24 protein-coding genes are annotated in these 24,993 nt (G+C 37.8%); 11 read left to right on the forward strand and 13 right to left on the reverse strand.

Annotated features, from left to right (window positions below):
* Nucleotides 1–43: 43 nt before the first annotated feature.
* The 4 genes from H6G57_RS24760 to bchH all read right to left on the reverse strand — a co-directional run bounded on the left by H6G57_RS24760 (nucleotide 44) and on the right by bchH (nucleotide 6,408).
* Entirely contained in the window at nucleotides 44–1,384 is a 1,341-nt protein-coding gene (locus H6G57_RS24760) for an oligosaccharide flippase family protein (RefSeq protein ID WP_190523490.1), read from the reverse strand.
* Between the two features lie 419 nt (nucleotides 1,385–1,803).
* Nucleotides 1,804–2,037: a hypothetical protein gene (locus H6G57_RS24765; protein ID WP_190523491.1), complete on the reverse strand. Its 234-nt coding sequence runs from the start codon at nucleotides 2,035–2,037 to the stop codon at nucleotides 1,804–1,806.
* Nucleotides 2,038–2,317: 280 nt separating this feature from the next.
* The gene (locus H6G57_RS24770) at nucleotides 2,318–2,659 is read right to left on the reverse strand and encodes a helix-turn-helix transcriptional regulator (protein ID WP_190523493.1); all 342 of its coding nucleotides are present in this window, start codon (nucleotides 2,657–2,659) and stop codon (nucleotides 2,318–2,320) included.
* Between the two features lie 77 nt (nucleotides 2,660–2,736).
* Entirely contained in the window at nucleotides 2,737–6,408 is a 3,672-nt protein-coding gene (gene bchH, locus H6G57_RS24775) for a magnesium chelatase subunit H (protein WP_190523495.1), read from the reverse strand.
* A 69-nt stretch (nucleotides 6,409–6,477) separates the two neighbouring features.
* On the opposite strand from bchH, the gene H6G57_RS24780 reads away from it, so the two are divergent.
* A complete protein-coding gene (locus H6G57_RS24780; protein WP_190523497.1) occupies nucleotides 6,478–7,098 on the forward strand; it encodes a ribonuclease HII in 621 nt (206 codons plus the stop codon).
* Between the two features lie 51 nt (nucleotides 7,099–7,149).
* Nucleotides 7,150–8,370, forward strand: coding sequence for a hydrogenase (locus H6G57_RS24785; RefSeq protein WP_190523499.1), 1,221 nt, complete (start codon nucleotides 7,150–7,152; stop codon nucleotides 8,368–8,370).
* Nucleotides 8,371–8,501: 131 nt separating this feature from the next.
* Here H6G57_RS24785 and cobS read toward each other — a convergent pair whose 3' ends face one another.
* Nucleotides 8,502–9,299 carry an adenosylcobinamide-GDP ribazoletransferase gene (gene cobS, locus H6G57_RS24790; protein ID WP_190523502.1) on the reverse strand — a complete coding sequence of 266 codons (798 nt, stop codon included), beginning with the start codon at nucleotides 9,297–9,299 and terminating at the stop codon, nucleotides 8,502–8,504.
* 587 nt (nucleotides 9,300–9,886) lie between these two features.
* On the opposite strand from cobS, the gene H6G57_RS24795 reads away from it, so the two are divergent.
* Together H6G57_RS24795 and tgt are read left to right on the forward strand one after the other, a co-directional pair.
* A complete protein-coding gene (locus H6G57_RS24795) occupies nucleotides 9,887–10,339 on the forward strand; it encodes a hypothetical protein (RefSeq protein WP_190523504.1) in 453 nt (150 codons plus the stop codon).
* Between the two features lie 143 nt (nucleotides 10,340–10,482).
* Nucleotides 10,483–11,646: a tRNA guanosine(34) transglycosylase Tgt gene (tgt, locus tag H6G57_RS24800; RefSeq protein WP_190523505.1), complete on the forward strand. Its 1,164-nt coding sequence runs from the start codon at nucleotides 10,483–10,485 to the stop codon at nucleotides 11,644–11,646.
* 204 nt (nucleotides 11,647–11,850) lie between these two features.
* Here tgt and psb27 read toward each other — a convergent pair whose 3' ends face one another.
* Together psb27 and H6G57_RS24810 are read right to left on the reverse strand one after the other, a co-directional pair.
* A complete protein-coding gene (gene psb27 / locus H6G57_RS24805) occupies nucleotides 11,851–12,252 on the reverse strand; it encodes a photosystem II protein Psb27 (RefSeq protein WP_190523507.1) in 402 nt (133 codons plus the stop codon).
* Nucleotides 12,253–12,407: 155 nt separating this feature from the next.
* Entirely contained in the window at nucleotides 12,408–13,382 is a 975-nt protein-coding gene (locus H6G57_RS24810; RefSeq protein ID WP_190523509.1) for a carbohydrate kinase, read from the reverse strand.
* Between the two features lie 235 nt (nucleotides 13,383–13,617).
* Here H6G57_RS24810 and H6G57_RS24815 point away from each other — a divergent pair, with 235 nt between their 5' ends.
* Nucleotides 13,618–14,682, forward strand: coding sequence for a type IV toxin-antitoxin system AbiEi family antitoxin (locus H6G57_RS24815; RefSeq protein WP_190523511.1), 1,065 nt, complete (start codon nucleotides 13,618–13,620; stop codon nucleotides 14,680–14,682).
* Between the two features lie 4 nt (nucleotides 14,683–14,686).
* A complete protein-coding gene (locus tag H6G57_RS24820; protein ID WP_190523513.1) occupies nucleotides 14,687–15,463 on the forward strand; it encodes a nucleotidyl transferase AbiEii/AbiGii toxin family protein in 777 nt (258 codons plus the stop codon).
* Nucleotides 15,464–15,558: 95 nt separating this feature from the next.
* Here H6G57_RS24820 and H6G57_RS24825 read toward each other — a convergent pair whose 3' ends face one another.
* From H6G57_RS24825 to H6G57_RS24835, 3 genes are all read right to left on the reverse strand, one after another.
* Nucleotides 15,559–17,952 (reverse strand): DUF1565 domain-containing protein, encoded by a 2,394-nt coding sequence (locus H6G57_RS24825; RefSeq protein ID WP_190523515.1) that lies wholly within the window; start codon nucleotides 17,950–17,952, stop codon nucleotides 15,559–15,561.
* A gap of 205 nt (nucleotides 17,953–18,157) precedes the next feature.
* Complete coding sequence (locus H6G57_RS24830; protein WP_190523518.1) at nucleotides 18,158–19,219, reverse strand: ribbon-helix-helix protein, CopG family; 1,062 nt, start codon at nucleotides 19,217–19,219, stop codon at nucleotides 18,158–18,160.
* Between the two features lie 410 nt (nucleotides 19,220–19,629).
* Nucleotides 19,630–20,997, reverse strand: a complete 1,368-nt coding sequence (locus H6G57_RS24835) for an AAA family ATPase (protein WP_190523520.1) — start codon at nucleotides 20,995–20,997, stop codon at nucleotides 19,630–19,632.
* 187 nt (nucleotides 20,998–21,184) lie between these two features.
* On the opposite strand from H6G57_RS24835, the gene H6G57_RS24840 reads away from it, so the two are divergent.
* The 3 genes from H6G57_RS24840 to H6G57_RS24850 are packed head-to-tail and all read left to right on the forward strand — an operon-like array spanning nucleotide 21,185 to nucleotide 22,927.
* Nucleotides 21,185–22,123, forward strand: coding sequence for a GTPase family protein (locus H6G57_RS24840; protein ID WP_190523522.1), 939 nt, complete (start codon nucleotides 21,185–21,187; stop codon nucleotides 22,121–22,123).
* Nucleotides 22,124–22,177: 54 nt separating this feature from the next.
* Nucleotides 22,178–22,456 (forward strand): hypothetical protein, encoded by a 279-nt coding sequence (locus H6G57_RS24845; protein ID WP_190523524.1) that lies wholly within the window; start codon nucleotides 22,178–22,180, stop codon nucleotides 22,454–22,456.
* 45 nt (nucleotides 22,457–22,501) lie between these two features.
* Complete coding sequence (locus H6G57_RS24850) at nucleotides 22,502–22,927, forward strand: hypothetical protein (RefSeq protein WP_190523526.1); 426 nt, start codon at nucleotides 22,502–22,504, stop codon at nucleotides 22,925–22,927.
* A gap of 88 nt (nucleotides 22,928–23,015) precedes the next feature.
* On the opposite strand, the gene H6G57_RS24855 is transcribed toward H6G57_RS24850, so the two are convergent.
* The 3 genes from H6G57_RS24855 to H6G57_RS24865 all read right to left on the reverse strand — a co-directional run bounded on the left by H6G57_RS24855 (nucleotide 23,016) and on the right by H6G57_RS24865 (nucleotide 24,017).
* Nucleotides 23,016–23,243: an antitoxin family protein gene (locus tag H6G57_RS24855; RefSeq protein ID WP_190523528.1), complete on the reverse strand. Its 228-nt coding sequence runs from the start codon at nucleotides 23,241–23,243 to the stop codon at nucleotides 23,016–23,018.
* A 226-nt stretch (nucleotides 23,244–23,469) separates the two neighbouring features.
* Nucleotides 23,470–23,772 carry a type II toxin-antitoxin system VapC family toxin gene (locus tag H6G57_RS24860; RefSeq protein ID WP_242049087.1) on the reverse strand — a complete coding sequence of 101 codons (303 nt, stop codon included), beginning with the start codon at nucleotides 23,770–23,772 and terminating at the stop codon, nucleotides 23,470–23,472.
* Nucleotides 23,760–24,017 carry an AbrB/MazE/SpoVT family DNA-binding domain-containing protein gene (locus H6G57_RS24865; RefSeq protein ID WP_190523530.1) on the reverse strand — a complete coding sequence of 86 codons (258 nt, stop codon included), beginning with the start codon at nucleotides 24,015–24,017 and terminating at the stop codon, nucleotides 23,760–23,762. Before H6G57_RS24865 ends, H6G57_RS24860 begins: the two co-directional genes overlap by 13 nt.
* 175 nt (nucleotides 24,018–24,192) lie before the next feature.
* On the opposite strand from H6G57_RS24865, the gene H6G57_RS24870 reads away from it, so the two are divergent.
* Together H6G57_RS24870 and H6G57_RS24875 are read left to right on the forward strand one after the other, a co-directional pair.
* On the forward strand, nucleotides 24,193–24,483 hold the full coding sequence (locus tag H6G57_RS24870) for a type II toxin-antitoxin system Phd/YefM family antitoxin (RefSeq protein ID WP_190523532.1): 291 nt from the start codon (nucleotides 24,193–24,195) through the stop codon (nucleotides 24,481–24,483).
* Nucleotides 24,467–24,793, forward strand: a complete 327-nt coding sequence (locus H6G57_RS24875) for a type II toxin-antitoxin system RelE/ParE family toxin (RefSeq protein WP_190523535.1) — start codon at nucleotides 24,467–24,469, stop codon at nucleotides 24,791–24,793. The genes H6G57_RS24870 and H6G57_RS24875 overlap by 17 nt, the downstream gene beginning before the upstream one ends.
* The last annotated feature ends 200 nt before the right edge of the window (nucleotides 24,794–24,993 follow it).

Raw genomic sequence — 24,993 nt, forward strand, 5'->3', positions numbered from 1 at the left:
AGCTTATAGTGATTTCTGAACAAGTATTGGCACGATTTCTCAATTATAAAATTTGAGCAAAAGGCAATCCTAGACCTAGTTGATATCGCAACCCAAGTACCGTGATGAGTAAGAGTATCAACAATAAACTGGCCTCCAAATCTTGCTTAATTAGAGAAACTTTGTTTTTCCAAAGTCCATAATTAACGACTATATAGTAAGGAATATCATTACAAGTAATCGTAATAATAATTCCTAAAAAATTAAAATGTTTAAAAGACCAAGGTAACAAGATGATCATATAACAAAATTTTAAGAAGTATCCGATCGTAGAATATTGGGGTTTTCCCTGCGCATATAAAATTTTATCCAGAGTTGAACAAAGTACAATAGGCCATAATCCCAAAGAAAGGATAGGTAACATCCAGGCTGCTTCTTGATATCTATTATCATATAAAGCTAAAATAATGAGGTCTCCCAAGCCAAATAAAACGGTAATCAGTAAACTGAGTCCTATCAGGATAACCCAACGTTTTCTTAAAAGTTTTTTTCTTAAATCCTCCCTAGGAAGATCCATTTGTTTAGAAAAGACGGGAAAGAGAACTTGACTACTGATTTTGTTCATCAGTTGTCTTGGTAAGTCGGCTAAGGCATAAGCAACTGTATAGATGGCTAATGTTTCTAAGGATATTAATTTACCCAAAATAAGGCGATCACTTTGAGTTGCTAAAAAAGTCATTGCCGTGGAGAGAAAAATCCACCGACCAAAGGAAAAGATTTCCTCAAGGGCTTTTTTATCCCAAGCAAAACGGTTGGGACTGCCTTCATTCAAGAGATGACTTCTAATTAAACCCAAGAACGAACCGACAAGTGTTCCACTCATTAAAGCCCAGATTGTAGGATTAATCCAAGCCCAAATAATCATAATACTGAGGCTTGTAACTTGAACAAAAAAATCGTAGATGATCAGTCTATTTAATGCTAAGTTACGGTTTAAAGTTGCTAAAGCTGTTGAGTTAAAACCCGATAGAACTGTTCCAAAACCAATAATAGGCATAATCCACAACAGTTTGGGTTCATTATAGAATTGAGATGCAGACCCAGCAAGAAGGCAACATCCTACCCATAATGTAAAACCTCTGAACACTTGTAATGTCCAGGCTGTATTCAAAAAATCAGGATCATCTCCCCGTTGACTACGGATAATACTAGGGCGAATTCCAATATCTGAAAATAGGTTAAGACCTATAATAAAGGTATTAACTAATGCCATCAAACCAAATAATTCAGGGACTAGAAGACGAGTAAGGATTAGGTTTCCCCCAAATCGTAAGACTTGGCTACCTCCATAGCCGAAGAGAGTCCAAATTGTACCTTGAATTGCTTGTTTACTAAGAGATACCATGAGGATGTTAACCGTAAATAGGTTTTGGAAACAGGAGATTTAAAAATGTTAGCCTTTAGCATTGAGTGGGTTTGAAATACCTATCCTTATAAATTCCTTGGATCTGATGGTGCAATATCTTTATCCCTAAGTTCAAAATTATGAGCTAAAATGAGGTTATTCTAGGTCTATCTTTAGATAGAGTTGTGTACAATTTTTGACGTGAAACTTCAAATACTATAGTGTTTAGAATAGAACTACTTGAGGTAATTATGCCACGATTATAGATGAACTTTATCAAACTTTTACATTTTTCTTTAAAAAAGCAGAACTTCCTGTTTATAGTTTTACTTTCCGTGAAAAATATTTTACACATTGTCCTTAAAAAAAAAGGTACAGATGAACTGTACCCTTTTTTTGATGACTCTAAATTCAGGCTGTTATCCCGCTTTTTTGCCAATTCCCAGATGTTGTTTACTTTCTCGAAGTTGTTCCCATAAGGTTTCAATTTGTACATAAGATTCTTCTACCGAAAGTTTCCCACTGGTTTGCAAGCCAACAATAAAGTTGACCTTCTGAGCAAATTCCTGCAAATTAGCATTAAACACAACATTTTCAGGGGTTGCATTTCCTCGATAACGAGAACTCCAGTAAAACGAACCTCGGTTGGTCATCCTTTTTACTCTCCAGTGTACACCATTATTTATTTTGACATAAAATGTCAGATTTCAGAATTGATTTTAAAAGTATACCTTGATACTTTAATTATAGCCCTATTCAGTTCAGTTCTGAGAGTTAAACAAAATATAGTTATATGTCTTAAGATTGAAATTAATATTAAGAATTGAAGTGTTTAAGGTCATCTAAACAAAATGCTCTTTCAAGGCTGTTAAAAAAGATACAGCCCATTCCCCTTTTTTCCCCAATAGGATGCCGTTGAGCTACCTTCTACCTTCAATCACAACTTTTGTGGGATGTTATGATAGAACTAAGATGCTGGTATTGCACCAAATATTCTTCTAAAACTGCAAATTGGCTACAGTTGAGACTATAGTAAATCCATCGTCCTTCTTGACGACTCCGAACTAATCGTGCTTCTTTCAAAATTTTTAAGTGAAAAGACAATTTAGACTGAGGAACGTTTAATTGTTCACAGAGTTCGCACACACATAATTCTTGTTCCCGCAATAGTTCAATTACTTTCAAACGCAAAGAATCAGATAGCGCGTGGAAACCCCCGATTATTAGGGGGTTAGGGGTGGGAACTTCTGTTGACACAATCAACGGTTTTGCCATTATCAAGAAATCTCCTACATCTGCCATTATTGCTACCACTGATCAATTTTAAACGGCGATCTCAAAAATGGTACACATTAAACCGTTATTCCTTCTAATTCTTGTTCGGTTAAATCATACAGTGCTCTTAATTTTTCTAAAGTTTCTGCATCGGTTTCCCAAAATCCACGACCCTGCGCTTCTAACATTCGACCGACAATATTACGAAAAGCTTCGGGGTTTGCTTGTCTTAATTGATTAGCCCTTTTTTCATCTAACGCATAGGTTTTAGCAGCTTGATCATATACCCAATTTTCTTTAAAATTAGTTGTTCCTCCCCAACCCATTAATGCTGTCATTCGTTGAGAAATTTCATAAGCCCCTCCACTTCCTTGATTCACCATTGCATCTGCCCATTTAGGGTTTAATAATTTTGTTCGATATTCAATTCTTAATAAATCGTCTAATAGCCGAGGCGTTGTATCTTTAGAAAAACTTTCAATAAAATTAGCCTTGACTTTTTTACCTTGATGTTGTTCGGCTGCCCGTTTTAATCCTCCTGTATTGGCATAATATTCTTGAATATCTGTTAATCCATATTCAACAGAATCAATTTCTTGCACAATATTATCCATTGTGTTTAACAATTGAGTCATCACTTCCGGTCGAGCTTGTCCTTTATCTTGGCGACCATAACTAAAGACATTTCGCCCTTTCCAGGTGTTCGCTAATTCGTCCCCAGATTCCCAATTTCCATCTACAATTTGATCATTTACTAATGAACCAAAATCCCCCGATGGATTAGAAAATAAACGGGCTGAGGGGTTTTCTACACCTTGCGATCGCAACTGTAAAGCGTGTTTTTTAATAAAATTTTGATCTTCGGGTTCTTCTGCGTTTGCAGCCCGCAAAAATAAATCATCTAATAATTCAATAATATTGGCAAAACTATCTCGAAAAATTCCCGATAAATTTGCTAAAACATCAATGCGAGGATGATTGATATTTTCTAACGGTTGTAATTCATAACGAACAATTCGTCCAGTTCCTTCTTTAACAGGTTCCGCTCCGACTAATTCTAAGATAATTCCTAATGACTCTCCCCGCGTTTTAATCGCATCTAAACCCCATAACATCACCGCCACCGTTTCAGGATAATTCCCCGTTTCTGCTAACTGTTGAGCGATGATTTTTTGAGCGATTTCCCGCCCTCTTAAATAGGCCGCAGCAGAAGGCATTCGATAGGGATCTAACGCATGAATATTGCGTCCAGTTGGCAACACTCCCGGCCCATCTCGCAGTAAATCCCCACCGGGGGCGGGAGGAATATATTCTCCATTTAATCCTCGTAATAAATTCGTTAATTCATCGGAAGTTTGCAGCAATAAACCGCGAATTTGAGTTTCTGTTTCTGGGGTTAACTCATTCATTGATTCAGTGGAATAAGCATTCAGATAAGTTGTTAATTCCTCTTCTGTTGGGTTTTCTCCAAAGGTATGTAATCCAGAGGAAAATAATCGCTGTTCAAGCACTTGCAAATAATCATAAATTTTGATAAAATAATTGTAGAGAACTTCCACACTAAATAATCGAGCATTTTCTAAATTAAAAGCAATTCCTAATTTTTTTCCTTCCTCAAAGGGACAATCTACCTCTAAACCCATATCCACAATTTGCTGACTAATTACCTCTTGAAGGGTCGAGTTTTTCTGGGGCTCTTCTCGATATTCTGCAATTAATTCCCGTAAAGATACCAATTGTTTATAGAGTCCGGCGCGACCATAAGGCGGAACATTATAGGAAATTAACACCCCATAACCTCGACGTTTTGCTAAAATAGATTCTGAGGGATTATTGGCAGCATACAGATATAAATTGGGCAGATTTCCCAGTAAAATATCTGACCAAGAATAGCCCGTATTTCCTAACGGTGAACCGGGCAACCATTCAACAGTTCCGTGCATTCCAAAATGAACAATAGCATCGGCTTGAAAGTCTTTTTGTAACCATTGATAAAAGGCTGTATATTGGGGATGGGGGGTTAAATCTCGTTCAAACATTAACCGCATCGGATCACCCGATAACCCTAAAGGCGGTTGAACTCCAATCCAAATATTACCCAGTTGAATACCGCCAATATGATAATCTTCTCCCCAGGTTTTTATCCCAGTTTCTGTTAAGGATTTCCATTGTTTCTCAACACGGCTTCGTTGTAAATAGCCTAACCATTTTTCTAATTTTTCTACATTAACTTGATTAGAAATAACCGAACCCTCAGCCAACACAAAGTTCTGTTTTACTTCTAAGGTTTCATCCGCTATTTTAACCTTCTGAATTAAACTTTCACCCGTTTCCGGCAACTCTCCAACACTATATCCTTGTTGTTTTAAAGCCTTCAAAACCTTGATTAAGCTCTGGGGTACATTCAATAACGCTGCGGTTCCGGTTGCGCCATATCCGGGGGGAAATCCATATAAAATAATAGCAACTTTGCGGTTTTCAGGCGGTTTTTGTCTGAGTTTTATCCAACTTTTCACCCGTCCGGTTAACCGTTTTACTCGTTCAGGAATTAAATAAATTTCTTCTCCAACTAACCCCCCTAAAGGAACTGTATCAATAGCACCATCGAGTTCCGGTAAAGCATATAAAACAACGCTTTGTAACCCCCCTATTCCTTGACGAGTCCAAGATAATAAATCTTGAATTAATAGGGGTGCTGCAATAAAATAAGGAACGTTTTTGACGGTTAAAATCCCTTTAGCAATTTCTACCTGTCGTCCGGCTTCCATCGAACCTGCTGGCCCTCCAACTAAGGGAAACCCAATGGTTGAAACAATAGCATCAACCTTTACAGCATCTTTAGATAAGGATAAGGTTTCAATATTTCCCTGTTCTCGCTTATTTAATTCATCCGTTGTTGTCATCCAATCTCTAACCGCAACATGACCTTCAACGCCATTAATAAAAATCGGCAAGGGGGTTAAATTATCCTGTTGAAAATAGCGAATTAATTTAGGAATATAATTTTGTTGAGTAATAACGTGCTTCCGATATAACAGAAGACCCACAACAGGATTATTAACTGCGTCTGGATATTGGTGGTGATACCATTCTAAATAAGCTTTAGGCGATTCAAAATAACCGTTATAATCGGGATGTAATAATCCCATATTAGGCGTTTCTATGGGCGGAGGAATTTCTCCAACGGTTAACCCTAAATAATTGGTGGCAATTGTCCAAAACATAGCGGCAACATTTTCCGTTCCCCCTGCATTCCAATAGCCATATATAATTAACCAGTTGCGGAGATCTTGAACTTTCTTAACCGGAATAAATTTTAATAATTTCGGCCCTGTTTTCAGAAAGCTAATATAACCCGCAAGTTTATCTTCTTCTTTCCCACTGGAAAATTTACTCAGAATAAATTGTACAGGTTTGGGCATTCCTTTGGGTTTATCCCCAATTTTAAACGCCCCAATTTGAGTTAAACTCATTAATTCTAAAGCAGATTCAAATACTAACCGAATGGGAATCTTTTGGACTCGTTCTCGTAACCATAAAACTTGATCATAATCAAATAATAAACTTGCAAAAAAAACATCAGCAGTTTCTAACGCTGCTGCGACGGTATCCGGTTCAGTAGAAATAGCGCGATCGCTAAAGACAAAAATCTCTAACTCAGGACAGCGAACACTGGCTAATTGTGCAGCATTTCGATATAAATCAGCATTAAAAGATTCAAACCCTGCAATTAAAACAATTCGTTTCATAAAATCAGTTTTTAAAATATACGGTTTAATCTATGATAGATAATTATAGCAAGTCTAAATTTGAAGGAAATGATAGAAGATGATTCTCCAACTCCGATTTTAATCGCAGGAGTGGATGAAGTTGGACGAGGTGCTTTATTTGGCCCTGTGGTAGCAGCAGCCGTGATTTTATCTGAAAATAGTATGACCCAATTAACCCGTGCTGGGGTGAAAGATAGTAAGAAATTAACCCCTGGGGTGCGATCGCGGTTAGCCCTGGAAATCAAAGCGATCGCCATTGATTGTAAAATTGGTTGGGCTTCTGTGCGAGAAATTGATCGCTTCAATATTTTACAAGCGACATTATTAGCCATGAAACGCGCTATTTTTAAGTTAAATCCCCAACCCGAACTTTGTTTAATTGATGGGAATCAAAAAATTCCTCAATTATTCATTCCCCAACAAACCATCATCAAAGGTGATAGTACATCTTTGGTAATTGCAGCCGCCAGTATTGTCGCCAAAGTTTGGCGAGATGAATTAATTACTCGTTTAGCGGAAAAATATCCTCAATATGATTTAAAACAAAATAAAGGTTACGGAACTGCAAAACACCGTCAAGCCATTCAACAGTATGGTGTAACTTCTCAACATCGTCAATCTTTTAGTTGTTGTCAATTATCCTTACCTTTAGAGTACAATGAAAGATAGAAAAGATTCAACGATGCTGTACCCAACTTTGAACTAGGAGGATTACTCTTTGTGGAACCGACTTACGAAACCTTAAAACAACAACTGACTGCATTATCTCAACGCTATCCTAATTTAGGGAGTCGTCTTACCGAAGCTGCACAACACCTCAAAACCGCAGGAACTCCCCCAGCAAAAAGCTTAGTGGATGAAGTAATTGCTTACTCTAAAGACTTTAGCGAAATTCAACAAAAATTCGTCGCCCAAGGACAACAAGGTGCTGCTCAAGCAACCTCTGTAAAACAGTTACAGAATTTATTACAAACCTTAACCGCCACCCCTGGACATCAGAAGACTCACCAACAAGCGTTGCAAATTTTAGAGCAAGTTCTCTCTCTGACTCACAGCGAACAAAAGGATTTTCCCCCCTTACAAACCGCTCAAAATCAAGCCAGAGAATTCCAACAATCTATTACTCAACAAACCAACCAACTGCATTCTGTCGCCGAAGCCTTAGCGGCTGGAAATCATCCGTTAGTGGCTTTAGTAAATCTAGTCGAAAAACAAGATCAATTAGATGATAATCAATGGGCAATTTTAGAAGAACAAATTACTAAAGCCTTTGGTAAGTCTCTGGGTGTGGCAATTTCCAGAAGAAAAATTAATTTCACCGTTCAACCTCCCGCCCCAGTTGCAACCGTTCCTAAACCACAAATTCCTGATATTGTGATCTTGGACGAGCCCCAAGGATCGGCTAGTCCAGAATTAATTATTGTTCCCAGTATTGATGTTACCAAATTACCTCCAACTATTGATGGGAAAAATATTGTTTTTGGCAATGCACCCCTTGTATCTAAACCCCAAGAAAAGGCAACCCTTTCTAATATTAATTTAAAAATTTTAGTCCATTTACAAGGTTTAGGCGATCGCACCTTTACCGCCAGAGAATACGCCGGAACACGAGGTCAAGGACGGCGTTTAGAAGCTCTGCAAATTAACATTGATCCCCCCATTGCGGGTTTAAGTCTGCGCTATATGGCTCATATTGCCAACGTTGGGGATACCCCCTGGATTTCCGAAGGACAATTAGTAGGAGAACGGGGAAAAAACCGACAAATTGAGGGATTTATGATTGAACTCACCGGCCCCCAAGCTGCAAACTACACGGTTTTCTATACAGCCCACATCCAAAATAAAGGCGATGTTCCCGTCTGCACCAACGGCCAATACTGCGGCACAAAAGGTCAAGGTCTACGGGTAGAAGGACTTAAAGTTTGGATCGAAGCGAAGTAATAATCAGTTATCAGTTATCAGTTAACAGTTATCAGTGTAAGAGTTAAGGGTTAAAATTTCAGCCGTAATAAGTTGTAAACGTTAACAACTGCCCACTTCTTGACTGATAACTGATAACTGATAACTGATGACTATCCTTGTAAGGCAACCACCCAAACTAAAAGCAAGGCTTCTGTCCATTCAACAACGGCCCCATAAGTATCTCCGGTGTGTCCTCCCAGACGAGCATTAAACCAAGCCCCGCTTAAAATGGCGATCGCACTTCCCCCTAAAGCTAGACCTACAGCCACTAACCAATGCTGAGGATGGAGAAGCACAATAATCCCACTTAAGCCGATTAACAATAGTGCACCGGGAACTAAATCCCAGGAGGAATAGGGAGTATCCTTGTGAAAGGCTCCTTTTCCGGTGGCTTTCAAATAAGGATAACGAGCGATCGCCACTAACTGTCCCCAACGTCCCCATCCAGCCACCGCCATTAAAATTAAGCCTCGATCCGCACTCAAATCTTGTAAAGCAGAAACCTTTAATAATATAATTGCGATCGCGGCCATCACCCCAAAAGCCCCCGTCACACTATCGGTCATCACCTCTAAGCGTCGATTCGGATCGCCCACGGCTAAACCATCAGCCGTATCCATTGCTCCATCTAAATGTAATCCTCCGGTGATCCCAATTCCGGCTAGAATGACTAAGACACAACGGGTAAATACCGGACAACCGAGTAGGAATAATCCCCCATCAATTAAGCTTAAAATTCCGCCGATTAATATCCCAATCACTGGGGCAAAACGGGCAATTCCTCGAAACTCCAACGACCAAGATAGGGGGATAGGGAAACAGGTATAAAAGGCAATTGCCGCCGCTAACGCTGCACCCTGTCGCTGGAAAAATTCAGAAAGTGATCGAATCAGCTTATTATCTGACATAGCAAAAAATTAAATTTGCGTAGATCTATAAATATTTTCTAGGTTATGCCAGAATTGAAATAACAACTTATGTTTTGCCTGAGTCAAGTCAAAACATCATATCGGAGTTTACCAACTCCAGGGTTGTTCAATGACACATCTGCTCGAAAACGAATCCATCCTTTTTAATTCCTTCCGATTATTTCAGATAAGAGAAGGAATAGGTGAGTTACAAACCCGGTTTGTCCGATTGGACAGTTGTAGTTTTGCTACAATGACAACATCTACCATATCAGTGAAAAGCATGGTTCTAATGATGGGTAGGAATAGCTTGAGCCTTGTTAAAGAATTTTATTAAAATTCTGACTTCAGCCTTGCATTTTCCTCAATAATTGTTAGAGTAAAACCATAAGATCAATGGCGGAGGAATAAAACAATTAAGGTTCGTAATTGGGAAGCCGTATTGGAATTAACGACCAGTACAGCCAGACACCTTTGTTCGTAATTCCTCTACACCTAGGGATGGGATAACTTGACAACTACAGATTTCATTCAACAGAATCATTGCCATTCTGTCATTCACAGATTACATCTGAGGCTTTTGCTCCATGAGTTACGACCAACTAAACTACAGGGTGTCTGCTCCGTGCATTATCGATACGGGTATCGTTCTCAATAAGCGGGATATGCAAAAACTGCTTGTTGATTTAGGTCGTGTCCGTTATTTGCATATTCAAGACGGACAAATATGCACTGAAGCAGAAGGATACATCCTAGAAGTTTTTGCTAATCCACAACAAGCAACATTAGTTGCGAATCATTCGTTGTATTTGAATGTTTATAGTTTTGATTACTTAGAACTCAAACAGTCTCCTGACAAGGAAACTTATTTTGATCTGGTTCAAGAAGGAGGGCGTTTATTAAGATTAATTCCTTTAAACAATCCCTTACAAGAACAATTTAATCGCAATTTTAATGCAGCAGCTTTAGATGCGGTTATGGATCAAGTTTTGTCTTCTAATTGGGATGCTCAAATTGATGAGGATGACTGTCCGTTCTAAGGGATAAAAGCAAGAAAATCTGAATTCTCAAGGCTGAATCTCAGAATTTTAACTTTGTTGTTTCAACAGAACCTTAGAATAAAAAAGGAAAGGGGAAAATTATTTTTTACCCCGCTTTTGCCAAGCTGTTTTTTAAGTTTTTTATGTCACACCCTTTTTCCTTTGAAGTTCAGGCGTGCTGTAGTCAAACAAAAGCCCGTGTTGGGTTATTTCATACCCCCCATGGTTGGGTTGAAACCCCGCGATTTATGCCTGTGGGAACCTTAGCCAATGTCAAAACCTTGACTCCAGCCCACCTAAAGGATGCAGGTGCCCAGATGGTTTTATCTAATACCTATCACCTGCATTTACAGCCAGGGGAAAAGATTGTGGCGGGCGCCGGAGGTTTGCATCGATTTATGGGGTGGGATGGCCCGATGTTGACGGATTCTGGGGGGTTTCAAGTCTTTAGTTTAAGTGAAATTCGCACCATCACCGAAGACGGAGTAACGTTTCGTTCTCCCCATGATGGGAAAATCATTAACTTTACCCCAGAACGTTCTATCCAAATTCAAAATGAATTAGGGGCAGATGTGATTATGGCTTTTGATGAATGTCCCCCCTATCCCGCCAGTCGAGAAGCGGTTTTAAAAGCCACCGAACGCACCAAACGCTGGTTAGAACGTTGTATTAATGCCCATCAACGCAGCGACCAAGCTTTATTTGCCATTGTACAGGGGGGTATTTATTCTGATTTACGACAAAAAGCGGCTCAAGAATTAGTTGAATTTGATTTACCTGGATATGCCATTGGTGGGGTAAGTGTGGGGGAACCTGTAACATTAATTGAAAAAATTGTTCAGGTGACAACGCCAATTTTACCCTTTAATAAACCCCGTTATTTAATGGGGGTAGGAACCTATCGGGAAATGGCTCAAGCCATTGCTGCTGGGGTGGATTTATTTGATTGTGTCATTCCCACACGTTTAGCCCGTCATGGCGCGGCGTTAATTAAGGGAGAACGATTGAATTTAAAAAATGCTCAATTTCGAGAGGATTTTCAACCGTTAGATGAAACTTGTCCCTGTTATACCTGTCAAAATTTTAGTCGAGCCTATGTGAGTCATTTAGTCCGGGCTAAGGAACTCTTAGGCTATACGTTAATCTCGATTCATAATGTTACCGAATTAATTCGATTTACCCAACGCATTCGAGAGGCGATTTTAAACCATCGATTTGCAGAAGAATTCCAATTTTGGTTAAGTCCAGCACCGGATACTGAAACCGTTTTAGACGAAGTTGAAATCAATAAACGTAGTCACGGCTAACCCTCCCCCGTAGTAAGCCCTTCAGGGCTTTCTTACCCCCTATCAATATTTCAATCCCTACCATTGAAACATTGTCGTTCTTCAGAATTATGTCGTGAGGGCGGCTACTAATCGCCCTCTTCAACTAGCATTAACCGTTGCAAATGCCTTCTATATTTTCCTGAAGTTGACGGACTTTGGGGGAAACCCCGCCCCTACAACTGATTACGCCCCTCGGTTGACGGCAGCTTCAACTTGTTTAAATTCTTGTTCCAAACGTTGTTTTAATTTATCGGGGATAGGACGGTTAGGATAGGAGCTATAATGACCTGCTAAGGCGTTGAGGGCGGTTCGCATGGTGGTAAAGGACGAGAGAGTCGTTACAGAGCTATCCCGACGGTAACGGGCAATAAATTCGTTAATCACCTCGCGGGCTTCACCTTGGGCTTCTGCCTTATTCGGTGCATCTTCAGGTAACAGGATAGCGGTTCTTAAGCTATCGACAACAGCTAAAGTATCTTGAGGATAATTGCCTGTTAAGAGTCCAGAGGGACTTCCCCCACATCCGACTAAGGTAATGGCAGCTACAAGAACAAGAGCTAATAGGCGAGAAATGTATTTTTTCATGATCTTTATTAGAATTGGCATTAAAAATTATAGTCAAAATCCGGGTCTATTCTATCTGAAGGAAGGAATAAACTGCTAAAATGGGGGATGGGATCAGGGTCAAACGTCCCAATTCTAATACTTAATTTAGCTTTAATAGTTATCTTAAAAATTAATTAAGATTTAGAATTGTTTAAAAATATTTCAACTTCTGTTAATGTCGGTTGAGCCGCAATTGCACCGGGTTTTGTTGTGGTTAATGCCCCAACTGCACTCGCAAACCGTACCATATCTTCAGCTATTATAGCATGATTAATCGCATCTAGTCCTAATTTACAGAATTGATCAAGAATTCCGGCTGTAAATCCATCTCCCGCTCCAGTGGTATCTGCTACACTAACAGAAAATGCGGGTAGTCTTCCTGAATTTCCGGCTAAATAATAGGCACAACCTTGTTCTCCGGCGGTGACAAATACGCCTTGAATTTGTAACTGTTGGGCGATCGCTTTGGGTTCTATAGTATTAAATAATAATTCTGCTTCTTCATTGGTTAATTTCAGGAAATCCGCATTTTGAACAACCTTTAAAATCAGTTCCATCGCTTCATTCGGGTTTGACCAAAACATCGGTCGCCAATTGATATCAATAAAAACTTTAACTTGATATTTTTTAGCCAACTGAATCGCTTTTAAAATCGCTTTTTGACTTTCTGGATACGCTAATTCCAAGGTTCCTAAAACCAGAAATTCGGCGGTTTTAAATAATACTTCTGGAAGGAGTTCAGCTTGTAAATGAGTATCTGCAAATTCCCTTGTGTCTCTATCCCCAAATCCTGCAAAACTGCGATCGCCGCCTGCATCTCTAACCACATAAACAATCCGAGTCGGTGCGTTAGAATGGCGTTGAACTCCTGTAATATTAACACCTATTTCCCTTAATAATTCCACTAATTGTTCTCCGGGCGCATCTTCCCCAATACACCCGATAAAAGCTGTCGAAATCCCCAATTTAACCAATCCACAAGCGGTATTAGCGGGGGCACCTCCAGGGTAATCTGTCCACGATTTAACCTGTTCTAACGGTTGTCCTAATTCATTCGATAACCGATCAAACAACATTTCACCAATACAAATAACTTGAGGATTATTCATGATTTTTAATAAAAATAAACCTTCTCTATTGTAGGCTGCGTAAGCAATGCACACAAACCAGTTATATATCGTAGAACGTTTAAGCACACTCAGCCAGAGTAAACAGGATGGGATGATTTGACCCTAATGATTCTTGGTTTTGCTTGAATTGGATATAGGCTGAGGACTGAAAAGAACGGAAATACAAATCTAAAGATATAATTAAACTTTGTTCCGTCATCTGGGGAATCGTTCAATGCGTCCCAAAAACCCACTATTCCAAAAGTGTCTTGCCTATCTTGAATCATTACCTAATATTAAGGCAACTATTCTAGGAGAGCCTTATTTTTCTAGTGAGGTTTTGGCAGATGGAGAGCTAACAATTAGCAACTCTCATAATACTTTCAATTATGTCTGTGAAATCAAAACGGGTCTCACAAATGATGTCGTTGAACAAGTTGCAGATTATTTAACTAAGTTAGGTGACAGACTAAAGCCTGGTCAAAAACCTCTACTTGTAACACGCAGTTTGTCTAATCTAGTTGTGGATCAACTCTTAGAAAGAAATATTGAATTTATTGATGTTGATGGAAATATTTATCTGAATAGCCCAGGAATTTATCTAGTAGTTCGTAATCAAGCTTCAAAAGATAGTAAAAATAAGTCTTTAGAAATTACTAGCTCTACTTTGCAAGTTATGTATGCCTTATTAAGCCAGCCCAATACTTTAAAGCAGGATAATGTTGATGAACAAATTTCTTACATTTCTGGTGTTAGTCCAAAAACGGTGAAAAGCACTTTAAAAAAACTTCAAGAGTTAGATTACATGACTTACAAATACGGAAGATACGAAATCATTGATTATGTCAAACTTCTTGAGAGGTGGGAGTTAGGATACTCTGAAAGATTACGTTCAAAATTACTAATCGGAACATTTAGTCCCATTGGAAAACGGAATTTTTCAGAAATCGAAGATGAGCTAAAACAATACGCAGATCAATATGGCTATCTAATCGGTGGTGAGCTTGCCGCCTCAATTCTAACTGAATATCTTCGTCCTATTAGTGCAATACTGCATCTTGGTGAAAATATTGATTACCGCCAGATAGCAGTTAAATTAAAGCTAAAACCTGATCCTGAAGGCAGTATTACCTTGCTTGAAAGTTTTGGACATGACCAGTATGATCAAAACGAATTTGGAGGATTGAAGAATATTGTTCATCCATTATTAATTCACGCAGAGTTGGTACGGACGGGTAATAGCCGATTAAAAGAAACTGCTATACTGATTTATGATCGATATATTGAGGAAATAGCGTAAAAGAATGATTGGTTCTAAAGAGAAGCAGGTTTTGACTGATTTAGTAAATATAGTCACTGCATTAGAGTTACCTATGATTCTGGTTGGCGCGGGAGCTAGGTTATTGATCTTTGACCAAAAATTTGGGGAAGGTAGGGGAACTAAGGATTGGGATGTGGCAATATCTATAGAGAGTTGGGAAGCCTATCAAGAACTTCGTGACAATTTAATGGGTGGTAATTCTCCTCGTTTTAAACCCACAAAAAATGCTCATAAATTTATTCATATAGAAACCAATATTGAAGTTGATATAGTCCCCTTTGGAGAAATTGGTGAGCCTAATCAAAAAATTGTTTGGCCTGATAGTGGTAACCCCATGAATGTTTTAGGCTTTCCTGAAGCTCTCTTTCATGCAACAACTGCTAGTATTGATGACTTGGAAATTAAAGTGATTGATACGCCAGCTTTTATCGTTCTCAAAGTTTTTGCTTGGGGAGATCGGGGAGAACGTACTAACAAAGATTTAGAAGACATTGAATTTATCTTATCAAGGTATGAAGATGATAAACGTGTATATACAGAATTACTGGATGAACTTGCAGAGGGTGTGGTTGAGTTACTTGATGCCAATATCTACTTACTTGGGCAAGATATTAATAGAATACTTCAAGAAAAAACTAGAGTTGAGTTAAATTTATTGTTGGACAAACTGATTGAAGGTTTAGATGTTGATCAGCCAAGAAGAAGTTTGGGTTATAGGTTAAAGGTGCTACAGCAAGGAATTAGATCTTTATCCAGATAACGTATTCTTAGAATACGTTATCTGGGCAGTATGAAGATTATCTATTTACCAAATTCTGAGTAGATTCCCTGGTTCTACCAGGGAACCAGAGGAAATTAAACAATATAAGGAGAATCAATCGCTTGCGCCCGATTAACAGCTACTAAGGTTTGATAGAAAATCGCTGCAATTTCCGCACGGGAGACATCTCTCAACGGGTTAAATACCTCTTTTTTCGGGTAATTAACCACCATATTTAATTCCGTTGCGGTAATCATGGCATTAACAGCAAAAGCCGGAATTTGAGCACGGTCAGTATAAACACTCAAATTAACTGGTGTTCCTCCCGTTAATTTCAACCCATTTACTAAAGAAACAATAGCTTGAGAGCGAGTTAAATTTTGATTCGGTCGGAAACTTTTATCAGGATAACCCGACAGAAAACCTGCCCGATTTGCTTGATTAATGGCTTCTTTCCCCCAGAAATCCGCCGGGACATCTGTAAAGGCGATGGCTTCTCGAATAGGGGTGAGTGTAAACGCCTTCATCAACATTGCAGCGTGTTGGGCGCGAGTTAAGGTCGCATCGGGTTTAAATGAACCATCGGGGAACCCGCTAATAATCCCCATATCCGCTAATCGTTCAATAAACGGTCTCGCCCAGTGAGACGCAATATCGTTGAATTTTGCGCCACCTGGAGCCGGAGTCGGTGTGGGAGTTGGGCCAGGGCTGGGTGCTGGGGTGGGAGAAGGGGTTGGACTTTGATTAGCACTAAATTCAATATTTCCTAATGTCCGAGTTGGGTTAATTTGATTTCCCACTGAAACTAAGGTGAATTTACTGGCATTTTGCACATCATATTTGCCATTATCAACAAATACATTGCCACCATTATCTTGAGGATTACCCAAATCTGGAGCAGAATCAGCAATCACCGTTAACCCATCTTGAAGATTTTTCTTAACTTGGTTTTTTCGCAATACGGGTTTAGATTGTCCTGATAACACCAGTCCAGAGCGGTTTTCCAGAATTTCATTTTCAATAATCAATGGGGCAGCAGAGGCTTGCACAGCGATCGCATATCCGGTATTTTGGAATTTATTCCCCCGAATTTCTCCTTTGGCATTTCCCGCTAAAGCGATACCATTTCCCACATTTTGAATAAAATCACTATTAAGTACCGTAGGAATGGCTGTTCCTGTTGCAAATAACCCTTCTCGTTTGGATTTTGATAAAGTACAACTGGCAACGGTACAATAAACGGATTCTGCCCAAATTCCGGTTCCTCGCGTTTGCTCATTGGTGACACTGACACCCTTAACCGTCGAGTTATTTTGCATCAAAATCGTAATATTCTGAGCCGCTGCACTGGGACTGGTAAACGTACCACTCCCGACAATCACTACATCTTGGCCTTTTGTAGCTTCATTCCCCAGAATTGTGACTCCCGATGGCACAATTAAGGGAAAGACTTCCCCACTAGCAGCGTTATAGCTTCCGGGGGCGACTTGAATCACGGTTCCTGATTGGGCACGACTCAGGGCTTTAGCAATGGTTTTTAAGGGGTCAGATTGCCCACCTGTAGCAGAATCATTGCCTGTGGCAGAATTAACAAATAAGGTGGCAGATGCAGCCATCGGTACAGTTTGAGTCACGACTTGTAGAGTTCCTTTAACGCGAGTAGGACTAATAATATTTCCAAAAGAAGTTAAGCTGGCAGTTCCAGCATTTTGAACATCAAAACCGCCATTATTGCGAATGGTATTTCCCCCTGGAGTTTGCACGGTTCCCAAATCGGGTGTGGCTTGATTTAGGATGACAACACCATCGCCACTATTGCGTTCAATTAGGTTTTGACGCAAAATCGGTTTAGCGTGATCTGCAATTAATAATCCAGAGCGATTTTCTACAATAGCATTATCTCGAATTAAGGGAGCAGCTTGATCTTTAATGGAAAGACCATATCCGGTATTTTGAAAGGTATTTCCTTGAATTTCTCCTTTGATTTCCCCTTCAATGGATAGGCCATACCCTTCATTTTGAGTAAAAATACTATTGAGAATTTGAGGATTTCCTGAACCCACTGCATAAATCCCTTCCCGTTTACAGCGAGTCAAGGTACAATTGGCAATCATAGGAGATTGAGATTCAATCCAAACCCCAGTTCCACGAGTTTGAATATTGGTGACGGTTACGCCGAGCAATTGGGCGTTATTTTCCATCAAAATTGTAATATTTTGACTCGCTGCACTGGGACTGGTATAGAGTCCATTACCTTCGATTAAAATGCCACTGCCTTTACCTGATTCATTCCCCATAACAATGACCCCTGAAGGCACAATTAGGGGGAAAGTTTCACCACTGAAACTATTATAAGTGCCAGCTTCTAGGTAAATTGTAGTTCCAGACTGAGCTTGAGACAGGGCTTTTTTTAAGGTTTTAAAGGGGGAATTGGAGTCCCCAGAACTGAAATCGTTTCCAGTGGCGGGGTTAACGTACAGAGTTACCATAATTGTGTTTTTGATTAAACCGTCTGCGCTTTATCCTAGGTTCTGTTACACCTCTGGTGTTAGGGATTCGGTCAAAAAACCGGAAAAACTTAATTTATTTTAATATTGTTCTGTTGGTTATACCTTTAGGGGGTTTCAGCCCTGGTTTCAAGTTAATGCTCTGTTTTTGGGAATTCAAGATGGGCATAGCCCATCCTTCTTTTGCTTAACTGTTATAGGTGCGATAACGCCATTTAGACAGTTGAGATTCTCCAAAGCAAGCTAATCCTTGCAATTCTAAAACCCGTTTTTGCAAAGTGTCAATTAAGTTATCTTGTTCTTGCAAATAGGTTTTCAACGCATCATAATTAACTGTTGTATTGGTCGTTCCCGGCTGTTGTGTTTTACTAGAAACTAAACTCGCTAATTTTTGTTCCATTGTCGCTATTTGAGCTTTTTGAGTTGCACAAATATGCTCTAGCTGGGAATAACTTTCTGTAGAAATACTGTGAGCTAATTTTACTTCTAATTCAGTAATTTTCTCTTGTTTCATTTGCAGTTGCGCTAGAGACCCATTACTGGCATTAAGTTCTTTTTCCAGGGCTTCAATTTGCTGAGTTAATTGTGCTTCAATGGTGCGTTGTTGTTCTAATTCGTTTTGCAAGGTTTGGTGGGTTTCGGCTGAAATTTTTCCGGCTAATTCCTGTTCTAATTCAGGAATTCGATTTAATTGAGTTTGTAATTGAGCAATCGTTGATTTTTGTTGTTCTGAGGCTTTTTGTAAAGCTTGATACACTTCTACATCAACGGTTTGTGTTACTTTTTGTTCTAGTTGATGGTGTAGATTAGTAATGGTTTGTTTTTGCTGTTCTGCTTCTTGTTTTAAGGCTTCATGGGTTGCAGAATCAACGGTTTGCGCCAGTTGAGCTTCTAATTCTGATATCCTAGTCAGTTGCTGCTGTAACTGTTGAATGGTATTAGCTTGTTCTTCAACTTGCTGTTTTAAGGCTACAGTCTCAGAGGAAAGATCAGAAGACTCTACATTAGCAGTTTCTACCGTTTCAGAGGAAGTGGAAGGTGCTGTTTCTGGAGTTTTGGTAGATAGATTTAACTCCCCTTTTCCTAGGCGTTCAAATAACTCAGATTTGGAGACTCCTAATTCTTTAGCCAAGGATTCTATCTGTTGTGCTGAATCAGCCGTTAATGAAACCGTAACTTTTACTTTGTCACTAATGGCAGAAGCAGGACGGGAAGTAGAAGGAGTGCGTTTTTTTCTATTGGTGGACATGAGACTATATTCCTTAAAAATTTCACTTAGGAGACAAGAATTTTAGATTGTGGATGTTATCACAACAATTCAACCCAAAATCTAAAAGGGTTTATCCCAAATTCATCGATTGGATGGCGGTAGACTTTCAATCGTGAGGTGTGCATCTCACTGTTGACATTTTGAATTCCTGTTCAACATTATCCTGCAATAGCCTACATTTAGAAGTATAGGGCGGTGCAGAGACAAAAAAGTGTAAATTTTGTGAAGAACAAGAGGGCGGGTCTGTGGAGCAGGCGTCCCGCCTGCTAAAGGTCTATGGAAAAAAGGAGGGTAGCTTATCTGGGAGAGCAGGAGGACAGAGGAAGTCCAACCGTCATCGCTCTCAGCAGCCCAAAGCAAAAATATGTACTTAATAAATAATTTTAACCTTAACTAAAGTTTTTTACAAATCCTCTAAAAATAGAAGACAATTTAAACATAATTTTATCCTGTTTTATTTTAGCAAGTAAATACCGTTGCTGTAAAGATTGTAACCCATTAATTAAATCCGTTGATGATAACTCTACACTTTCTCTCAATGTTTCTCTGGATAAGGGTTGCTGAAATTCACTTAATTTTAAAACGATTTGTTGTTCAATCGGTGAAAGTCGGTTAAAGAGTTGGTTAAAGTGCGATCGCATTTCCTGAGTAATCACTAATTCATTCTCAGCTAAGAACTCAGCAAGATCACCATCAAATATATTTTTAATTGAAATAGCAATACTTTTTAAATAACTAGGATTTCCTTCATATAAATTAATTAAATTTAACCAACATTCTTGATTTTTTAACCCTTTATAATTCAAAATATTAGTATCATATAAACCCGATAATTCTAAACACTTAACCGGATATAATTCCTCATCTAAACTTTCCATTTCTCCACATTGTTCTTGACTAATTAAAATTAAACTACTCTGATGTTCAATTTCCGTCATCAAAGTAAAAAAGTTTTGATAACTTTGATATTCCGGTTGATATTGTCCCGCGAATTGACCCGGAGTAAAGATATTCTGCACATCATCAAGGATAATTAAACATTTTTTCTCTATTAACAGATCTAATAATTGTTTGAATTGATCATCTATCGTTTGTTTTTCTTCTGGTTTAATAATATTTAATAAATCCTGAATAAGCAACTCTAAGGGTTTAGGATATTTTAAACTTTTCCAAATAATGACTTCAAATTGATCTAAGTTCAAATCAATAAACCTTTTAACCAAAGCGGTTTTACCCATTCCCGATATTCCTAATACTGAGATTAAACGACTATTTTGCTTTAATATCCAATTAGATAGAGTTTCAAGTTCTGTTTCTCGGTTGTAAAAATTTATTATTTGAGGAGCTAGGGTTAAATCGTGATAAACTGATTTAGATTTAGTGTTTATGTCACTTTCTTGATATTGTTTGTTAGGTTGACTTAATGCCTGTGTATGACAAAAATGATTATTGTCACTATTATTGATATTATAAACATTTAAGGAGTTTGAGCATGATTCAATATTTAATCTTTCAAATGTAGAACGAAAATTAGTCTTTCTTATATCCTCATTTAATGCTTCAGATACAAGTTTCCATAATTCAGCCCCCACATCCCCCACATGACCTTCTGTAACATGACATTTCTGGGCGATATCATCATAGGTTTGTCTTTGCCAAGTTCCCTCAACTACAGCCTTTTGCACATCATCTAGGTGTTTTCCTGTTTTCTCAACGACTAGCCGATCTACAAATTGTAACACTTCCTTTACATTCATCAAAACTATAGAGGATAAAGGTTTCAATAATTATAGCCTAACCAGAATCCGATTTTTTCCGAACTTTTCCGATTTTATTTAATGTTTTGTAATAAAACTCCCGATTAAATCCGTTCTTTTTAGAGTGGTTAAATCTCAAGTTCAAGTTTATGTTAGAAGTACCTAAAAATTAAAGAAAGAAAAATTTATGGATTTAAGAAGCGTATTACAGGGGCTAGTCAATGAGCTTCTGCCGGGCCAACAAATGTCAGAGGAACATTTTGAAGAAATCTATCAAATAATTGAGGATAAGGTAGATAACGAACCTCCTCCTCGCTTTGCTTTTATTGGTGAAACAGGAGTAGGAAAATCCTCTACTCTCAATGCACTATTCAACGCAGGTTTAGAAGTTAGTCATATCGAAGCCTGTACACAAACAGCAAGAGGGATTGAAGTTAAATTCAACGAACTTGAAGGAGTTAATGGGGCATTAATCGCCTATGATATGCCCGGATTAGGTGAAAGTCGCCTTAAACAAAGAGAACATATTGCTTTATATGAAAACATTTTAAAAGATGTTGATGTAGCTTTATGGATTTTAGATGGTCAAAATAGAGCGATCGCCCAAATACAAGAATATCTCGAAGTTGAATTAAAATCAATTAATCCTAGACTTTTAGAAAGAATGGTTATCGCTTTAAACAAAGTAGATTTAGTGCATCCTGGTGAAACTCATTGGCATCCTTTAGCTAATTTACCTAGCGAAGAACAAGAAGAAAATATCAAAGGAAGAATCCGTGATGTTAAAAGAAAAATTCATGAAGTTCTTCCTAATTGGCGAGGAACAATTGTCGGCTATTCTGCTAACAGAAGATACAATTTACCTCATCTTTTTGATGCCATGATGGATGCGGTTCCTAATAAAAGACGATGGGTAGTTGCTTCGCGTAAAGCTTTAGCTGACTTTTTGGAATTAGTTGATCCTCAATTATTACCTCCAGAAAAAAGACAAGAAAGATTACAAAATCAACAACCTAGACCTTCAAAAATGTCAGATATTGTTGCTAATATGCCGCCCGAAGAATTTGCCAAATTATCAAATAATAAAGCGGCTTTTGAAAAATGGCTAAAATCACAAGGGTTGTAACAACAATAATTTCATTATTTTCAATAAATATTAACTAAAATAAGGACATTTAAAATGACAAAATATGTGCCAAATGAGACATATATTCCTAGCGATGATTTAAACCAAATTAAAGCTAGGCTAATTAATCAAATTAGTTCTATGAATGAAGCCGAATTAAGAATTGTGGCTAAATCTGAAGCAAGTTTCAGAGCTTATGTTACTGGGGCTTTTAAAGCTATTGCCCAACTTTTTGGTTATATCATTGCTCAAATTGTCGGTACTTTCAGAGATATCGGTAGAGGTATTAGTGCTGGTTGGCAACAAGGATGGAAAGCAGGGTTGGGAGATTAACTAATTAGTGATTTGATTATGACTGAAAAATAAAAAATTAAGATCATGAGTGAATGGATGCCCTTACCTTTTCCAAAATGTCCAAGATGCCAAAAATCTTGGGTAAAAAGTTATCATTGTTGTTTAGTTCCTGGCGAAGTTTTAGTTGAACCATATCAAAGACAAGCAAAATGTTGTAGTTGTAGTGAACAATGGTATGTACTGAACACCAGTTTTAATTGCTCTTGTGGCTATACTTTCAGCGCATCAGAAGTAGAAAATGCTCTTTCAACAACACAATTATTAAAACAACGTTTGATTCAAAAGCTGAACGAAATGGATAGTTTTGAAAGGAGTATTACAACTAAATCTCAAAGCTCTTTTAAACAATGGATTGGTAGTATTAGTTATGAAATAGGAAGGTTATTAGGAACAACAGTAAGTCAAGCTAAACAATTAATTGATAACTTTTTTGAAAAGTGGTCATTTTAATTAGTTAATCTTAGCTTATTATAGATATCTTACCTGATGATGTCCAAAAATCGGCTTTTGTTTGTGTAAGGAATGTAAACGTTGAGGTTTACCAACGCTCATTCGCTTCCTCTCTTGTCAAGGAATGAAAGTTAGGAATCACAATAGGATTTGCTGTTAGTTTAGCAATAATTCCCGTTGTAGGAAAGCCTTTCGTTTTTTTCATAGATTCCGATTCTATAATCAGTTTTACGGTTTGACCTTCTGTTAATTGGAAATCAGCTAAGGGTCGAAAAACCCCGTTTTCAAAAATTGCATCAAAACTTTGTTGTTGCATAATGAATTAGGTGATTATTTAACTCTTTTCTATTTTAACCTATTTTATTGTAGGAGTGTTGAGGGTGCGATCGCTTTTTGGGGTCTAAGGGAGTTAGGAGTGCGATCGCTTTAACTACACTAATTTACAAGTCAGGATGTTTTACTGTTGAAATAGATAAACTTTGAGACTTTTTAATAAATTTTTCATCAAAAGTATAAAATTCTAAACAATGATTACTTGAAGCTTAATGAAAAGCATCGGCAAAATCTACACCATTTTCATGCCATTCGATAATTTGTAAAATCAACTTTTCATTTGTTAAATAAACATTCGGTAAACCCAAAACCTTTCTAAAAGCTTGGCAAATTTCTAAAGGTTTAAACTTGTAAGCAAACCGCAACACCCATTCAGTTTCTAAGATTACAGTATCAGGAATAAAAATATTTTTATTTTTGAACAATTCTAAACTTTGTTGATACTGTACTTCATCATCTCTAGTAATAAATCTAACAATAATATTAGTATCAATAGCAATCATTGATTCCATAATTCTTCTATTCCCTGAGCAATTGCTTGATCCATTTCTTCAATTGTTTTGGCTTTTCCTTGATACTTCAAACACCCAGCAACTTCATCTAATGTTGTTTCTGGGAAAGTTTTTTTAGGTTTTAATAAAATTCCATCACCCAGATTAATTATGATTAATTCTTGACCTACTTCCCAATGATACTGATCTCTTAAGATTTGAGGAATAGTAACTTGACCTTGACTTGACAATTTGGTAATTTCCATTGAACTAATAGTTATATATTTTTTCCTATTGTAATTTTAACATAGATTGCTGTTTGTAGGTAACTAATGATGATGCGATCGCTTCTTGGGGTGTAAGAGAGTTAGAAGTGCGATCGCTTTTGCTATTTTGTGCTAACATTAAATTTAATGCAAATTTAGTGCAAAGTCCCCAACCATGATTAATCTAAATCGAGATATTCAATCCCTCTCAACCTTTAAACGGAATACAAATGAAATGATTACCCAGATGAAAGAAACAGGTAATCCTATTGTTTTAACTATTAATGGGAAAGCCGAATTAGTAGTACAAGATGCTGTATCTTATCAAAAATTACTAGATTTTATAGAGAAATTAGAAACTATTATTGGGATTCAAAAAGGATTAGAAGATATAGCAACAGGTGACACACAACCCCTAAATCAATTCATCGAAGAAATGCAGCATAAACATGGAATTTCAAGTTAAATTAACCCAGAATGCTAAACTAGAAATAGAATCTGCTTATCTTTGGTTAAAAAATCTTAACCCTAATTATGCTGATCAATGGTTTAGAGATTTAATGAATACTATTGCTACTTTGCAAGATAAGCCAAAACGTTTTGCTTTAGCTAGAGAAAACGATGATTTTCCTGAAGAAATTAGACAAATCATTTATGGGAAATCAAGGAATAAATACAGAATTATTTTCACCCTTCGAGAGGATATCGTTTATATTCTTTATCTTCGTCATAGCGCACAATCTTCAATTACTTTTAATCCCCTTGATCTGGAGTAAAATTATTAATGCGATCGCTTCTTGGGGTGTAAGGGAGTTAGAAGTGCGATCGCTCATTTTGCCTATTGCCTATTAGACATCTCCAAAATAGAAACAAGGAGGGGTAACAAGATGATAAAATTAAATTTTACCCCTGATTAGAGATGAGTAAATTAAGAGAGTATCTGGACAAGAACCCCCAGCAAGCAAAAAGGCTATTA

It is taken from the genome of Planktothrix sp. FACHB-1365 (assembly GCF_014697575.1).
In the GTDB taxonomy this organism is placed as follows: Bacteria; Cyanobacteriota; Cyanobacteriia; order Cyanobacteriales; family Microcoleaceae; genus Planktothrix.